A 16,417-nucleotide genomic window follows, 5' to 3' on the forward strand; every position below is an offset into this window, starting at 1 on the left:
GTAAATCCAGCGAATTGTCATTATTCAGCGCATTTATGTGGCACAGATCACTGCCGCCGCTCTCCTTTCCACTTCGAAGTGGAAAACAACTCGCTACAAACAATCAACCGCCAACGTTAGTTTTATCCCAGAGACATTAACGGGGTAAGACGAGTGATTAACGGAGCGGTAATGAACGACGTTGGAGACCAGGCGGTGCAAACAGAGCAGCTCGCAACCACCATGCTTAAGCAGGTTTATGCCCTGCTGGCCCGGCACAACATCATCCCCAATGCAGTACAGGAACAGATGCTGACTTCACACGTTCGCGCGATGGCGCACCGGTCCGTGACCGGCGAGCCGCTGCCGGAAGTCGAAGCGGAATTGTTCGACGAAATTTCACCCGATTCAATGCGACTTGCCCGCGAAGTGGTGGCGCAGTTTGGCAACCTTCCTGATGAAGAAGCCTGGCTGCTTTCCGTTCACTTTGAAGTCGCAAAAGACAACCTTTAAGGAGCAACACATGGAACAAATTACAGTCGTGATTGGCGATCGCCTGGGTAAAGGTCAGAAAGTGGCGGCCGGTATCGAAAAAGCAGGTGGACGCGCGGTGGTTGTGCCGGGTATGGCAGCGGATATGAAGCTGGGTGACGTGATGAAAGCGGAAAACGCAACCTTCGGCATCTCCTTCTGCGGCAGCGGCGGCGCGGGTGCCATCACTGCCCAAACCAAATATGGCTACAAAGCCAAATACGGTATGCGTTCAGTAGAAGAAGGCGTAACCGCCATCAATGAAGGCTGCAACGTACTCGGCTTCGGCTTTATGGATAAAGAAGAGCTGGGCGAGCGTCTGGTACAGGCGTGGCAGAAGAAGCACGGCGCGTAAGCATGAAAGAACAATTCACTACCACGGTGAGAGTGAAGGGAAAAGGCGATGCCAAAGCGCGCGCCTTTGCCGATGCACTCAACCACGTTCAGGCCGCGGTGATGAAAGCCTCACCGCATATCTTACTGCGTATTGAGCCACAGGATGTGCAGGTCGTTCAGGCGCAAGAAGCGGTGCGAAAAGAAGCGTTTCTGTTCTTCTTTTTGCGTCGGGAAAGACGCACCTACAGCGTGGAGCTGGATGTGACTGTCAACGTGACCGCCATCAATCTCGACCAGGTGGATTTCGTCACGCAACGCTGATTATTCATAAAAGGGCAGACTGATGTTCTTAATTATATTAATAAAATCGCTCATCATTGGCGGCCTGGTTGGCGTCGGTGTTGGGGCCGGGGCTGCACGCATGTTTCATGCGCCTACCACTCAGGGTATGGGCGCGTTTCGTACGTTGGGGGAACTGAACTCCTGTGAAGGGGATCCGGCTTCTCACTTCTCCTTTGGGTTAGGCTTCTTCTTTAACGCCTGGGCTTCTTCCGTGGCCGCAGGTGCGTTCACTCAGGACGTTGACCACCGCATTATCCCGAACTGGGGCGCGGCGGCGCTGATGATCAAAAACCGTAATGTCGGTGAAACACTCCACGACCCACGCAAAATGGCGATTGCCTGCGGCGTGATCGGCATGATCGTCGTGACCTTCCTTAACCTTACCGCCTCTTCCGTTCCGGCTGCACTTCAGGTGACGGCCGTTAAGGTGCTGGTACCGGCAGCTAACCTGCTGGTGAACACCGTGATGCCGGTGATTTTCTGGCTGGCGGCTATCGATGCGGGCAAAAAATCCGGCTTCTGGGCCACCGTATTTGGCGGCGCAGCGCAGCTGATTATGGGTAACGCCGTACCGGGTCTGGTGCTGGGTATCCTGATTGGTAAAGGCGTTGAAGAGAGCGGCTGGAACCACGTCACCAAAGTGATGATGGCAGCCATCATCGCACTGTTCGTGCTGAGCGGCTTCTTCCGCGGCTTCGACATGAAGATGATCGAATCCTTCCATCTGACCGTGCCGAACTGGCTCGATATGATCCACAACTCGCTCAGCGGCAAGTAACAGGAGCCTCTAAATGGAACAGAATAAAGGTTTTTGGTATGCCGACTGGTCGTTCCCGATCTTCGTTGGCCTGCTCTCTTCCGGCGTGTTCGCCGGGACGCACATGTACTACCTGTATGGCATTGGCGCGTTTAACGAAGTGGCCTTTGTGGCGATGCTGAAAGCGGGTATCGATACCGGCGTGTACGGGGCTGTAGCGGCGTTCGGCGCAAGCTTCCTGTTCGCCCGTATTATCGAAGGCTCTCTGGTCGGTATTCTTGATATCGGCGGCGCAATCCAGACCGGCGTAGGCCTTGGTGTGCCAGCGCTGCTGCTGGGCGCGGGCATTATGTTCCCGGTGACCAACTTCATTGCTGCGCTGATTACCGGCCTGGTGATTGGTCTGGCGATTGGTTACGTCATCATCCTGGCGCGTAAATTCACCATCAATCAGAGCAACTCCACCTACGGGGCTGACGTGATGATGGGCGCGGGTAACGCCTCCGGCCGCTTCCTCGGCCCGTTGATTATCCTCAGCGCCATGACCGCCTCCATTCCAATCGGTGTCGGTTCACTGTTGGGCGCGCTGCTGTTCTATATCTGGCAGAAGCCAATCACCGGCGGTGCAATCCTCGGTGCGATGCTGTTGGGCTGGCTGTTCCCGGTCGCCCTTTAATACCTGCGGGCGCTCCGGCGCCCGTCTTATCAGGAGAACCCCATGTTTGATTTACTCCTGCGCCGTGCGCGCCTTACCGACGATACCCTGACCGATATCGCCATTCAGGACGGGAAAATCGCGGCGCTTGGCGAGATTGACGCCCCCGCCCGTAAAACGGTTGAGCTTAATGGCGAAGTGTTCGTCAGCGCAGGCTGGATTGACTCCCACGTTCACTGCTACCCGAATTCCCCGATTTACCACGACGAACCGGACAGCGTAGGCATCGCCACTGGCGTGACCTCCGTAGTGGATGCGGGCAGTACCGGCGCGGATGACGTGGACGATTTTTACGAAATCACCCGCAAAGCCTCAACCGAGGTCTTTGCCCTGCTGAATATCTCCCGCGTGGGGCTGATTGCCCAGAACGAGCTGGCCAATATGGCCAATATTGACGCGGATGCCGTGAAGCAGGCCGTTAAACGCCACCCTGAATTTATCGTCGGTCTGAAAGCGCGCATGAGCAGCAGCGTGGTCGGCGAAAATGGCATCACCCCGCTGGAGCGTGCCAAAGCTATCCAGAAAGAGAACGGCGACCTGCCGCTGATGGTGCACATTGGCAACAACCCGCCAAATCTCGACGAAATTGCCGAGCTGCTGAGTTCCGGGGACATCATTACCCACTGCTACAACGGCAAACCGAACCGCATTCTGACCCCATCCGGCGAGCTGCGCGCGTCCATCACCAGCGCCCTGAAACGCGGTGTGCGTCTGGACGTGGGCCACGGTACGGCGAGCTTCAGTTTTGAGGTGGCGAAACGCGCCATCGCGATGGGCATTCTGCCGCACACCATCAGCTCAGATATCTACTGCCGCAACCGCATTAATGGCCCGGTCGGGTCGCTGGCGAGCGTGATGTCGAAATTCCTCGCCATCGGTATGTCGCTGCCGCAGGTGATTGAGTGCGTGACCGCAAATGCCGCCGACGGCCTGCGCCTGACGCGCAAAGGGCGCATCCAGCCAGGTCTCGACGCTGACCTGACGCTATTCACCATTAAGCGCCAGCCAACGGTATTAACCGATGCCGAAAACGAAAGCCTTCAGGCTGAACACATTCTGGTGCCGCTTGCCGCGATCCGCGCAGGCAAGGGCTACATGACCGAACAAGGGAGCACGGAACATGCCTTCGATTTATGAGAAGTACAATTTAAAGCAGGTCATCAACACCTCTGGCCGCATGACGGCGCTGGGTGTCTCCACGCCACGCCCGGAAGTGGTGCAGGCGGCAATGGACGGGATGAACCAGTACTTCGAGATGAAAGACCTGGTGAACAAAACCGGTGAATACATTGCGAACCTGCTGGATGTGGAAGGGGCGACCGTTGTCTCTTGCGCCTCTGCGGGCATTGCCCAGTCCGTGGCGGCGGTGCTGGTGAAAGACAGCGACTGGCTGCTGGAAAACCTGCACGTCACCCCGATTGAGAACAACGAAATCGTGCTGCCGAAAGGTCACAACGTTAACTTTGGCGCGCCGGTCGGCACCATGGTGGCGCTGGGCGGTGGCAAGCTGGTGGAAGCGGGCTATGCCAACGAATGCTCAGCCGATCAGTTGGCGGCTGCCATCACCCCGCGCACGGCGGCGATCCTGTACATCAAATCTCACCACTGTGTGCAGAAAAGTATGCTCAGCGTAGAGCAGGCCGCCGTGGTGGCGCGTAAACACGATCTTCCGCTGATCGTCGATGCGGCGGCAGAAGAGGATCTGCACGTGTATTACCGTTCCGGGGCGGATCTCGTGATCTACAGCGGCGCGAAGGCGATCGAAGGCCCAACCAGCGGTCTGGTGATCGGCAAAACGCAGTATGTTGAGTGGGTGAAACGCCAGACGGCGGGCATTGGCCGTGCGATGAAGGTGGGTAAAGAGGGCATTCTTGGCCTGACCTGCGCCATCGAACACTACCTGACAGCGACCAAAGAGAGTGGTGCAGAGATGGTGGCGAAGATGACGCCGTTTATCGATGCGCTGAACACCCTGAACGGTGTCACCGCTCGCGTGGTCTGGGACAGCGCGGGTCGCGACATCGCGCGCGCTGAAATCAAGTTCGACGAAGCCACCACCGGCGTGGGCACTGGCGAGCTGGTGAACCGCCTGAAGCAGGGCGAATATGCGATTTATTTCCGTGGCTACAAGGCCAACGAAGGGATTATCGAAGCGGATGTGCGCAGCGTGAACGCAGAGCAGCTGAACATTGTGTACCGCCGCATTAGCGAAGTTTTAGGACAGGAGAAAAAAGCATGAAACTGACCCCCAACTTTTACCGTGACCGTGTCTGCCTGAACGTACTGGCGGGTTCAAAAGCTAACGCCAGCGCCATTTACGAAGCGGCAGAAGGCCATGTGCTGGTGGGTGTGCTCTCCAAAAATTACCCGGACGTGGCAAGCGCGGTGGCCGATATGCGCGAATATGCGCAGCTGATTGATAACGCGCTGTCTGTTGGCCTGGGCGCGGGCGATCCGAACCAGTCGGCGATGGTGAGTGAGATCTCCCGTCAGGTACAGCCGCAGCACGTGAATCAGGTCTTTACCGGCGTGGCGACCAGCCGCGCGCTGCTGGGGCAAAATGAGTCTGTGGTTAACGGTCTGGTCTCTCCGACCGGGACTGTCGGGATGGTCAAAATCTCCACCGGCCCGCTGAGCAGCACGGCCCCGGACGGCATCGTGCCGGTAGAAACGGCGATTGCTCTGCTGAAAGATTTCGGCGGCAGCTCTATTAAATACTTCCCGATGGGCGGCCTGAAATGCCGTGACGAGTACAAAGCGGTAGCGGAAGCCTGCGCCCGCCACGACTTCTGGCTGGAGCCGACCGGCGGTATCGATCTGGAAAATTACGAGGAGATTTTGCAGATTGCGCTGGATGCTGGCGTGAGCAAAATCATCCCGCATATCTACAGCTCAATTATCGACAAAGCCAGCGGCGACACGCGCCCGGAAGATGTGCGCACGCTGCTTGAGATGACGAAGAAACTGGTTAAGTAAAAACAACACCCCTCACCCCAGCCCTCTCCCCAAAGGGGAGAGGGTGTAATCGTCCCCTCTCCCCTGTGGGGAGAGGGTTAGGGTGAGGGGGCAAATGACGCACAAACCCAAAGGAGCCACCATGCACACCCGTAGCCTGCTTGTCGCTTCACTCTCTTTACTTGCCACCGCCGCCATCGCCCAGCCGCAGTACGCCTGGGTGGGAACCTATAATCCCAACGGAGAAGGGCTGTACCGCTTTACCGTCGACCCGCAAACCGGCGCACTCGGCAACAAAACGCTGGTCAGTAAACTGCCCAATGCTGCGCAGCTCACCATCTCGCACGATGGCAAAACGCTGTACGTGGCAAGCGAAGTGGAGCAGGGCGTGGTGCAGGCATTACGCGTGGGGGATAACGGCGCGGTGAGTGAATTAAATCAGGTGGCTTCCGGTGGGGCTGGCCCGGTTTATCTCTCTTTAACGCCCAATGGCCGTCATCTGCTGGTGGCAAACTATGTGAGTGGCTCCATTGCCGTGTTGCCCGTGAAGGCGGACGGCAGCCTGGGGGATGCATCGGATACCCATCAGGATCAGGGTGAACCGGGCGCTGCTAAACCGCAAGCCGCAGCGGAAGGGAGTTTTGCGGTAAGCGATCATAATGGCCCACATGCGCACATGATCGCCGCCGATCCTGGCGGAAAGTATGTTTTTTCCACCGATCTTGGGCTGGATCGCATCTATCAGTACCGTTTTGACGATCAAAGCGGAAAGCTGACGCCGAACGATCCGCCGTTTATCAGCGCCTCTTCAAAAGGGGCCGGGCCGCGCCATTTCGTCTTTACGCCAAAAGGTGATGCCCTGTGGCTGATTAACGAAGAGGCGTCTACGCTGACCCATTATGCCGTAAATGCAAATGGCACCCTGAAAGAGGGCAAAACGCTTTCGGCATTGCCAGCAGGCTATAAAGGCACCAGTTTTGCCGCCGGGCTGGCATTAAGTGCAGACGGTAAACAACTGTATGTGGCTAACCGTTTGCATAACAGCATCGGGCACTTTACCGTAACAGCAGATGGCACGCTGACGCATCAGGACGATGTCTGGACGCGTGGTGATTACCCGCGCTCGCTGACGCTGGATAAACAAGGACGCTGGCTCTACGTCATGAATCAGCGCAGTGACAACATCACCCGATTCCGCGTAGCGGAAGACGGCAAACTCAGCTTCGAACCGGACTATACGCCGGTTGGCAGTCCATCCCAGATGGTCATTTCACCTTCTCCCTGAGCTGTAAGAGGACAACGACGTGCGATTCCCGAACCAACGTTTAGCGCAACTTTTCGAACTGTTGCAAAACGAAACGCTGCCACAGGACGAACTGGCGCAGCGGCTGTCGGTGTCCACGCGTACCGTCCGTGCTGATATCACTGCCCTGAATGCGCTGCTGGCGAGCCACGGCGCACAGTTTATTCTGAGCCGGGGTAATGGTTACCAGCTCAAAATCGACGATGCGGCGCGCTATCAGCAGCTTCAGGATTCTCACCCGCGCGCGCTGCGTATTCCTCGCACGGGGCCGGAGCGAGTGCACTATCTGGTGGTGCGTTTTCTGACATCGGCCTTTTCGCTTAAGCTTGAAGATCTGGCCGACGAATGGTTTGTCAGCCGCGCCACGTTGCAAAGTGACATGGTGGAAGTGCGCGAGTGGTTCCACCGTTACAATCTGACTCTGGAAACCCGTCCGCGCCACGGCATGAAGCTGTTTGGCAGCGAGATGGCGACCCGCGCCTGTCTGACCGACCTGCTCTGGGAGCTGGCGCAGCAGGACAGCCTGAACCCGCTGGTCACCGAAGTGGCGCTGAATGCAGGCGTGCCTGAACAGATGGTCATGGTGCTGCATGATGCGTTAACCCGTCACCACATCCGCCTGACGGACGAAGGCGAACTGTTCCTGCGCCTGTACTGCGCGGTGTCGGTGCGCCGTATCAGCGAAGGTTATCCCCTGCCGGAGTTCCACGCGGAAGATGTGGAAGAGAACGTGCGGGAAGCGGCGAAAGACATCGCGGTGACCATTCAACAACTGGCGGGCAAGGCGCTGGCCCCCTCGGAAGAGAATTGGCTTTGCGTGCACATTGCCGCGCGCCAGATCCAGGAGATTGCCCCAAGCGCCATCAACGCCGACGACGATGAAGCGCTGGTCAATTACATCCTGCGTTATATCAACACGCACTATAACTACAACCTGCTCAGTGATGAGCAGCTGCACGCGGATTTGCTCACGCACATTAAAACCATGATCACTCGCGTGCGGTATCAAATCATGATCCCCAACCCGCTGCTGGATAACATCAAACAGCACTACCCGATGGCCTGGGATATGACTCTGGCGGCGGTATCAAGCTGGGGTAAATACACGCCGTATGTGATCAGCGAAAACGAGATTGGCTTCCTGGTACTGCATATCGGCGTCGGACTGGAACGCCACTACAACATTGGCTACCAGCGCCAGCCCCGCGTGCTGCTGGTGTGCGATGCGGGCAACGCGATGGTGAGAATGATTGAGGCGGTGCTCCAGCGTAAATATCCACAGATTGAGGTGACGCGCACCCTCACGCTGCGCGAGTACGAGCAGGCAGAAAGCCTCAGCGAAGATTTTGTGATCTCAACGGCGCGCATCAGCGAAAAGGCGAAACCGGTGGTGATGATCGCCCCGTTCCCGACCGACTACCAGCTTGAACAAATCGGCAAGCTGGTGCTGGTGGACCGCACCCGACCGTGGATGCTGGATAAATACTTCGACGCCGCCCATTTCCGCATTATCGATAAACCTATCGACCAGCAGACGCTGTTCCGTGAATTGTGCGGACAGCTTGAAAGCGAAGGCTTTGTCGGCGCGGAGTTTCTCGATTCCGTGGTCGAGCGTGAGGCGATCGTGAGCACCATGCTCGGTGAAGGGATTGCGTTGCCGCACTCCCTGGGCCTGCTCGCGCAGAAAACCGTGGTCTATACGGTGCTGGCACCGCACGGCATCCCGTGGGGCGATGAAACCGCACACGTGATTTTCCTGCTCGCCATCAGCAAAAGCGAGTATGAAGAGGCGATGGCGATCTACGATATTTTCGTCACTTTCCTGCGCGAACGGGCCATGACGCGGCTTTGTGGCTGCAAGGATTTTGCCGGGTTTAAGGCGGTGGCGATGGAGAGTTTGAGCCGATTTTGAGATGAAGGCGGAGAGAGGATATCCGCCTTCAATCACCGCAAGTGATGCACAACCTGGTTACTGCTGCCGCGCCAGATAAGCGCCGGGTCTTTTAAATCCTGCACGAACTTGCCATCGACCAGCACGTTGATCAGATCCACCACCTCCATTTGGGCGGTGTTCAGTTCATCCAGCTTATAGCCCGTCCACACCCAGATATCTTTTCCCGCGCACTCGCGGCGAATGCGTTTAACCAGCTTCAGGATCTCCGGCACGTTTTGCGGATGCAGCGGATCGCCGCCCGACAGCGAAATCCCCTGGCGGTGAATGCGCGTGTCGTTCAGGTCGTTGATGATCCGGTCTTCCATCTCCTGGGTGAATGGCATCCCGGAATTTACACGCCAGGTGCTTTTGTTGTAGCAGCCAGGGCATTCGTGAACGCAGCCTGAAACGAACAGGGTGCAGCGGGTGCCGGGGCCGTTGACGATGTCGACGGGATAATACTGGTGGTAATTCATAACGTTAACCTGATGCCCTTACCCCGGCCCTCTCCCACAGGGAGAGGGAGAAAACCGGCGTCAGGCTCAACAATGTGCTCGATCGGTTCCCTCTCCCTTGAGGGAGAGGGCTAGGGTGAGGGGGAAAATCCGGCGAAAAACTTAACCTATCTGCCCATTCCCCAGATGTTTCACCCGGCGTTTCACCTCTTCCTGCTTACCGGCGTTAAACGGACGCGCATCCGGGCTACCAAGATAACCGCACACGCGGCGGGTGACGGAAACGCGAGCCGCATCGTGGTTACCGCATTTCGGGCAGGTGAAGCCTTTGCTGGTGCACTCAAACTCACCGGTGAAACCGCACTCGTAGCACTCGTCGATTGGCGTGTTCGTGCCGTAATACGGCACGTGCTGATAGCTGTAATCCCACACGTCTTCCAGCGCTTTCAGGTTGTGCTGGATGTTCGGGTACTCGCCGTAACAGATGAAACCACCGCTGGCGATTGGCGGGTAAGCCGCTTCAAAGTCGATCTTGTCGTACGGGTTAACCTTTTTCTCAACGTCCAGGTGGAAGCTGTTGGTGTAGTAACCTTTGTCGGTTACCCCTTCCACAATGCCGAATTCTGCGGTGTCCAGGCGACAGAAACGGTCGCACAGGTTTTCACTTGGTGTGCTGTACAGGCTGAAACCGTAGCCCGTTTCATCTTTCCACTGGTCAACCGCATCTCGCAGACGCTGGACGATAGCGACGCCTTTCTCACGCAGGGCTTCGCTGTCGTACATATGCGTGTCGCCACACAGCGCGTTAATGGTCTCGTGAATGCCGATGTAACCCAGAGAAATAGACGCACGGCCGTTTTTGAAGATCTCTGATACGTCATCGTCCGCTTTCAGACGCACGCCGCAGGCCCCTTCCATATAGAGGATTGGCGCGACGCGGGCTTTCACCCCTTCCAGGCGCGCAATACGGGTCATCAGCGCTTTACGGGCCAGTTGCAGGCGCTCATCCAGCAGTGTCCAGAAGGCGGCTTCATTGCCTTTGGCTTCCAGCGCGATGCGCGGCAGGTTAAGGCTGATCACACCCAGGTTGTTACGCCCGTCGTGGATCTGCTCGCCATTTTCATCTTCATACACGCCGAGGAAGCTGCGGCAGCCCATTGGCGTTTTGAACGAACCAGTGACTTTCACCACCTGGTCATAGTTCAGGATGTCCGGATACATACGCTTGCTTGCGCACTCCAGCGCCAGCTGTTTGATGTCGTAGTTCGGATCGCCAAACTTATGATTCAGACCGTCGCGGATAGCGAATACCAGCTTCGGGAACACGGCGGTTTTGCGGTTTTTGCCGAGACCAGAAATACGGTTGCGCAGAATCGACTGCTGGATCAGGCGCGATTCCCAACTGGTGCCCAGGCCAAAGCCAAAGGTCACAAACGGGGTCTGGCCGTTAGCGGTATGCAGCGTGTTCACTTCATATTCGAGCGACTGGAATGCGTCATAGCACTCTTTTTCAGTGCGCGAATGCGCATAGCCGTCCGCGTCCGGGATCTGCCATTCTTCAGCAGTTTTACGGTGTTTGTTGAAGCTCGCCGTCACGAACGGCGCCAGCACTTCATCAATACGGTTAATGGTGGTGCCGCCGTAAATGTGGCTGGCAACCTGCGCGATAATTTGCGCGGTTACTGCCGTGGCAGTAGAGATCGATTTTGGCGGCTCAATCTCGGCGTTACCCATTTTAAAGCCGTGGGTCAGCATCCCTTTCAGGTCGATCAACATACAGTTGAACATCGGGAAGAACGGCGAGTAGTCGAGATCGTGGTAGTGGATCTCACCGCGCTCGTGCGCGGAAACCACATCGCGCGGCAGCAGGTGCTGACGGGCATAGTGTTTGGCAACAATACCGGCCAGCAGGTCGCGCTGGGTAGGAATCACTTTACTGTCTTTGTTGGCGTTTTCGTTGAGCAGCGCAGAGTTGGTTTGCTCGACCAGGCCGCGAATGTCCTGGTTCAGACGACCACGTTTTTCGCGCTGGACGTCACGGTCGTGACGGTATTCTATGTAAGCACGGGCCAGCTGCTTGTACGGGCCCGCCATCAGCTGGTTCTCAACAGCGGTCTGGATCTCGCTGATATCCACCTGGCTACGTTCGGTCATCTGGCTGCTAACGACTTCTGCGACGGTGGCGCAATAATCTGCGTCATCGACTCCCGCTGCTTTAGCTGCACGCAGAATGGCTTCTTTGATGCGCTCTGATTTAAACGGCACTTTACAGCCATCACGTTTCATCACATGCGGTGTCATGATCACTCCATTTTAAAAACAGGTTATCCACAGAGGTGGAGAAGACTGCACCGGGCTGATGTATTGATAGCCCAGTCACTTCCCTCGTTCCCGACAGTTGTTATCCACAATTCCGGAGAGCTGAGTCGCCGTCTTGTTGTAGGAATAGTAGACGATAAATACAAGATGTTGGGTCGGCGTGCATTTTAAGTGCTACATATAGTGATTTGCATCAAACATGTTTGCGTTTTATTTGATGCAGAACAAAGTAAAAAGACGAGAGTACAAATGACGGGCGCTACAGCGATTGTAAATTGTCGTGGGAAAAATCTGATTAATTATTCAACAAAAACAGTAAGGTAAACCGGGCATATTGCAATGCCCGGCGATGAAAATTACGACTGAAGCCACCAGACGGCTTCAAACGGACGCAGGGTCATGGCCTGCGGTGCGTTGGCCGCTTCCGCATAGTTACTCATCACTACCTGCCATTCGCTGCTCTGTATGTCTGGCTGCCATTGCTGGCACGCATTGCTGAGGTTTGCCGCCACGATCAGGGTTTGCCCCTGCCACTGACGACGGTAGCACCACAGGGATGGATGCTCAGGGAGCAGATCCTGATAATCCCCCCACGTCAGGACCGGCAGCGTTTTACGCAGCGCAATCAGCGACTGGTAGGTATAGAACACCGAATCCGGGTCGCTCAGTGCCGCGCTGGCGTTAATGCTCTGGTAGTTATCGCAGACCGCAATCCACGGTTCACCCGCCGTAAAACCGGCGTTTGGCGAGGCATCCCACTGCATTGGCGTCCGGCCATTATCACGGGATTTACTGGCGAGGATCTCCAGCAGTTCATCCGCTTCACGGCCCGCGGCGCGCAGCTCGGTGAACATATTCAGGCTTTCCACATCGCGATAATCCGTGATCTGGCGGAAGTGCGGGTTGGTCATGCCCAGTTCTTCACCCTGGTAGATATACGGCGTGCCCTGCATTCCATGCAGCACCATCGCCAGCATTTTGGCGGCCGGGACGCGATGCTCGCCCTCATCGCCAAAACGCGACACGATGCGCGGCTGATCGTGGTTACACCAGAAGAGGGCGTTCCAGGCCACGTTATGCATTCCCTGCTGCCAGTGGCTGAACAGGGTTTTCAGCGCCACGTAATCGGGCTGCGCTTTCGTCCATTTTTCGCCGTCAGGGTAGTCCACCTTTAGGTGATGGAAGTTAAAGGTCATCGACAGCTCGCGTCCATCCAGGGAGGCGTACTGCTGGCAGTTTTCTAACGAGGTGGAAGACATCTCGCCCACCGTCATCAGGCTGCGCGGGGTGAAGACGTCGCGGCTCATCTCCTGCAAATATTCGTGAACGCGCGGCCCGTCGGTGTAAAAGCGACGGCCATCGCCGTGCTCATCATTCGGGAATGTCTGATCTTTGGAGATAAGGTTAATCACGTCGAGACGTAAACCGTCCACGCCGCGATCGGCCCAGAATTCGCACACTTTTTTCAGCTCGGTGCGCACTGCCGGGTTTTCCCAGTTCAGATCCGCCTGTTCCGGAGCGAACAGGTGCAGATAGTACTGCTCGCTGCCCGCGTGCCAGCGCCAGGCATTGCCGCCAAATTTAGAGCGCCAGTTGTTCGGCAGCAGGCCATCCGGCGTGCCGTCGCGCCAGATATAGAACTGGCGATACGGGCTCTCTTTGTTCAATGATTCGCGGAACCATGCGTGCTGGGTTGAGGTATGGTTAAGCACCATATCCAGCACAATGCGGATGCCGCGAGAATGGGCCTGCGCGACCAGTTCGTCAAAGTCATCCAGCGTGCCGTATGCCGGGTCGATGGCGGTGTAATTCGCCACGTCATAGCCGTTATCAATCTGCGGAGAGATATAGAACGGGGTCAGCCAGATGGCATCAATACCGAGATTTTTCAGGTAGTCGAGGCGCTGCGTTACGCCGCGTAAATCCCCGGTACCGCATCCGGTGGTGTCCTGAAAACTCTTTGGGTAAATCTGATAGATGACACCGTTTTGCCACCACTGAGGAAGGGTATTCATAGTTCGTTCCTGCAAATGCGAAGGGGCGCAATTGCGCCCCGAAAGATGAAGTTAAACAATCTGCAACGTGCCCTGACGGTACTTACGCTGATAAACGAAGGTGGTCAGCGCCATCGGGACAATAATCGCGATAGCCATGGCCAGCGCAAACACCTGCCAGAAGGCTGGCTGAATGGAGAGGATGCCCGGCAGGCCACCCACGCCAATCCCGTTCGCCATCACGCCGTTCAGGCCACACACCAGGCCTGCAAGGCCAGAGCCGATCATGGCGCACAGCATCGGGAAGCGATATTTCAGGTTGATACCGTACATCGCCGGTTCGGTCACGCCGAGGTAGGCAGAGATAGCCGCCGGAACGGAAATCTCACGTTCATTATGCTTACGGCTGATGATGATGATGCCGGTTACCGCAGAGGCCTGAGCAATGTTAGACAGCGCAATGATTGGCCAGACTGGCGTGCCGCCCATGCTCTGAATCATCTGCATATCAATGGCCAGCGTGGTCTGGTGCACGCCGGTAATCACCAGCGGCGCATACAGGAAGCCAAACAGCGCAGCACCAATCGGCGCGAAGCTACCGGTCATCAGGTGACGTACCGCAAAGGCCACGCCGTCGCCGATCATGCGGCCAAACGGGCCGATAAAGGCGTGAGCAAGGAACACGGCGATAATCAGGGAACAAACCGGCACCACCACCAGATACAGGTAATCCGGGACGATGCGTTTTAAGCGAGTCTCAATAAAGCCCAGCGCCAGACCTGCCAGTAACGCCGGAATCACCTGCGCCTGATAGCCCACTTTCGCGATAGTGAACAGGCCGAAGTTCCAGACTTCCGGCACCTGCTGACCCAGTAAGTAAGCGTTCATTAACTGCGGAGACACCAGCGTGACGCCAAGGACAATCCCCAGGATTGGCGTGCCGCCCATCTTACGCACTGCCGACCAGCAAATCCCGACAGGCAGGTAGAAGAAGATGGCTTCACCAATCAGCCACAGGAAGTCGTAAACGGTTTTCAGTGACGGGTAGATCTGCGCCAGCGTTTTTCCGTCGCTCATCGGCACATCGCCGATCACGTTACGGAACCCTAAGATCAAGCCCCCGCTGATGAGCGCCGGCAGCAGCGGGAAGAAGATCTCTGCAAAGTGCGAGATCAGCTGCTCGTGCCATTTCATGTTTTGACGCGCGGCGAGCTTCGCCTGCTCTTTATCAGCAGATGAGTGGCCAGTGGTGGCCAGCAGAGCCTGATAGTAATCGCCCACTTCTGTGCCGATAACCACCTGGAACTGCCCGGCGTTGGTAAAGCAACCTTTTACCATCGAAAGCTCTTCAATCGCTTTCGGGTTAGCTTTGGCCGGATCGTTCAGCACAAAGCGCAGGCGGGTAATGCAATGACTGACGGTTGCGATGTTCTCGCGTCCGCCAACCAGGACGATCAACTGGTCGATATCTGCTTGTTTGACTTTGCTCATCATGAAACCTCATGACAGATGGAGAAGGGTGTAATGACCTGAAAGCAAGCCTACTCGTTAAGCGTCATCGGGAAAATGGGAACGTTCCCGAAATCAGGCGAAGATCACAATAAACCGTTTAATGGGGTTTACGAAAGATGGGCTGGAATGACTATCTGGCGCGGTTCTATGCGACCGGTGATCTGCTCGATCAACTGAGCGGCAGCCTGTCTCCCGGACTCGGCGTAGCCGGGATCGACGGTGATAATTTCCGGGTGAAGGAACTTCATCAGTGGCGTACTGCCGACGCTTGCGACCTGCAAATTATCGATACGCTGTTCCTGAAGGTATTTACTCGCGCCCAGCGCCAGGGTGTCCGTAGCGCACACCAGCGCGGTGGTCTGTGGAGTCAGCACGCTGGCGACCTGCTCGTAGCCCTGCTTCATACCCAGCCCTGGCAAGGAGGCTACAGCTGAGAGGTTGTGGTTTTTACAAAACGTCAGGTAGGCTTCATGACGCCGTTTACCGGTGGTCACGTCCGCATGGGGTACGCCGAGGAAGCTGATATGGCGATGGCCCTGATCGTATAAGCGCTGCATCAGCGTGAAGATAGCGCCTTCATCGTCATAACAGACAGAGGCAAAACCACTGGCATCGCGAGCCAGCAGCACCAGTGATGGCTGCCAGGGTTTAAGCATCTCTTCTTTAATGCCGGTGAAACCAAACAGCACCACGCCATCGATGTTGCGGCGTTGCAGCATGCCCAGGTGCTCTTCCACCAGCTGCGGCGAAAACTGGCTTTCCATCATAATCGGGTCGTAACCCTGTTCGTAGAAGGCAGGCAGCATGGTCTGAACCGCCAGGTTTTCAGACAGGGAATCGAGGCGCGACACAATAATGGCGACCACTTTGTCACTTTGCCCACGCATGGCGCGGGCGGAGCGGGAAGGGGAAAAACCGTGCTGATTCATGACCGCCTCGACGCGCTCGCGCGTGCGCTCGCTGACACCACTTTCGTTGTTCAGCACTCGCGACACGGTGGATTTCCCCACGCCGCTTAAACGCGCGATGTCTTTAATGGTAAGGCGGTTTTGCATCCTCTATTCCCTGTAACAGCGACGGCGGTCGTCAATTGAGCGTAATGGTATAGCGTGATTTTGCTATGGGCAAAGTCTGGTTTACGTATGGTTTACTTGCGCGGGGTTATAATACCGCCCGAATCGTCACAAACGGTACGGTTAATTCCTTATACTGCACGGCGAAATACCAATTTTACTTACCGGAGGTTACATGGATCCCGATCCCACGCCTCTCCTGAACGGGAGAGA

At 56.5% G+C, this 16,417-nt stretch carries 15 protein-coding genes; 10 read left to right on the forward strand and 5 right to left on the reverse strand.

Annotation, left to right across the window (positions count from 1 at the left end):
• The first annotated feature begins 153 nt into the window (after positions 1-153).
• The 10 genes from M987_RS08190 (at position 154) to M987_RS08235 (ending at position 8,830) form a co-directional block, all read left to right on the forward strand.
• The gene (locus M987_RS08190) at positions 154-492 is read left to right on the forward strand and encodes a glycine dehydrogenase (RefSeq protein ID WP_088201846.1); all 339 of its coding nucleotides are present in this window, start codon (positions 154-156) and stop codon (positions 490-492) included.
• Between the two features lie 10 nt (positions 493-502).
• Positions 503-865 carry an SFCGS family glycine-rich protein gene (locus tag M987_RS08195; RefSeq protein WP_014068671.1) on the forward strand — a complete coding sequence of 121 codons (363 nt, stop codon included), beginning with the start codon at positions 503-505 and terminating at the stop codon, positions 863-865.
• A gap of 2 nt (positions 866-867) precedes the next feature.
• On the forward strand, positions 868-1,167 hold the full coding sequence (locus tag M987_RS08200) for a DUF4312 family protein (RefSeq protein WP_006810338.1): 300 nt from the start codon (positions 868-870) through the stop codon (positions 1,165-1,167).
• Between the two features lie 22 nt (positions 1,168-1,189).
• The gene (locus tag M987_RS08205) at positions 1,190-1,966 is read left to right on the forward strand and encodes a DUF4311 domain-containing protein (RefSeq protein WP_014068672.1); all 777 of its coding nucleotides are present in this window, start codon (positions 1,190-1,192) and stop codon (positions 1,964-1,966) included.
• Positions 1,967-1,979: 13 nt separating this feature from the next.
• On the forward strand, positions 1,980-2,621 hold the full coding sequence (locus M987_RS08210) for a DUF4310 family protein (protein WP_014068673.1): 642 nt from the start codon (positions 1,980-1,982) through the stop codon (positions 2,619-2,621).
• Positions 2,622-2,663: 42 nt separating this feature from the next.
• Complete coding sequence (locus M987_RS08215) at positions 2,664-3,797, forward strand: amidohydrolase/deacetylase family metallohydrolase (protein ID WP_014068674.1); 1,134 nt, start codon at positions 2,664-2,666, stop codon at positions 3,795-3,797.
• On the forward strand, positions 3,781-4,899 hold the full coding sequence (locus tag M987_RS08220; protein ID WP_014068675.1) for a DgaE family pyridoxal phosphate-dependent ammonia lyase: 1,119 nt from the start codon (positions 3,781-3,783) through the stop codon (positions 4,897-4,899). The genes M987_RS08215 and M987_RS08220 overlap by 17 nt, the downstream gene beginning before the upstream one ends.
• The gene (gene dagF, locus M987_RS08225; protein WP_014068676.1) at positions 4,896-5,636 is read left to right on the forward strand and encodes a 2-dehydro-3-deoxy-phosphogluconate aldolase; all 741 of its coding nucleotides are present in this window, start codon (positions 4,896-4,898) and stop codon (positions 5,634-5,636) included. The genes M987_RS08220 and dagF overlap by 4 nt, the downstream gene beginning before the upstream one ends.
• Before the next feature lie 121 nt (positions 5,637-5,757).
• Positions 5,758-6,900, forward strand: coding sequence for a lactonase family protein (locus M987_RS08230; RefSeq protein ID WP_014068677.1), 1,143 nt, complete (start codon positions 5,758-5,760; stop codon positions 6,898-6,900).
• Between the two features lie 19 nt (positions 6,901-6,919).
• Positions 6,920-8,830: a BglG family transcription antiterminator gene (locus M987_RS08235; protein WP_014068678.1), complete on the forward strand. Its 1,911-nt coding sequence runs from the start codon at positions 6,920-6,922 to the stop codon at positions 8,828-8,830.
• Between the two features lie 32 nt (positions 8,831-8,862).
• On the opposite strand, the gene nrdG is transcribed toward M987_RS08235, so the two are convergent.
• From nrdG to treR, 5 genes are all read right to left on the reverse strand, one after another.
• Positions 8,863-9,327 (reverse strand): anaerobic ribonucleoside-triphosphate reductase-activating protein, encoded by a 465-nt coding sequence (nrdG, locus tag M987_RS08240; RefSeq protein ID WP_014068679.1) that lies wholly within the window; start codon positions 9,325-9,327, stop codon positions 8,863-8,865.
• Positions 9,328-9,468: 141 nt separating this feature from the next.
• Positions 9,469-11,607 (reverse strand): anaerobic ribonucleoside-triphosphate reductase, encoded by a 2,139-nt coding sequence (nrdD, locus tag M987_RS08245; protein ID WP_014068680.1) that lies wholly within the window; start codon positions 11,605-11,607, stop codon positions 9,469-9,471.
• Between the two features lie 374 nt (positions 11,608-11,981).
• Positions 11,982-13,640, reverse strand: coding sequence for an alpha,alpha-phosphotrehalase (gene treC / locus M987_RS08250; protein ID WP_014068682.1), 1,659 nt, complete (start codon positions 13,638-13,640; stop codon positions 11,982-11,984).
• Between the two features lie 51 nt (positions 13,641-13,691).
• Positions 13,692-15,110 (reverse strand): PTS trehalose transporter subunit IIBC, encoded by a 1,419-nt coding sequence (gene treB / locus M987_RS08255; protein ID WP_014068683.1) that lies wholly within the window; start codon positions 15,108-15,110, stop codon positions 13,692-13,694.
• Between the two features lie 128 nt (positions 15,111-15,238).
• Positions 15,239-16,186, reverse strand: coding sequence for a trehalose operon repressor TreR (gene treR, locus M987_RS08260; RefSeq protein ID WP_014068684.1), 948 nt, complete (start codon positions 16,184-16,186; stop codon positions 15,239-15,241).
• Positions 16,187-16,417: the final 231 nt, after the last annotated feature.

Source organism: Enterobacter soli ATCC BAA-2102, assembly GCF_001654845.1.
Classification (GTDB): Bacteria; Pseudomonadota; Gammaproteobacteria; order Enterobacterales; family Enterobacteriaceae; genus Enterobacter; species Enterobacter soli.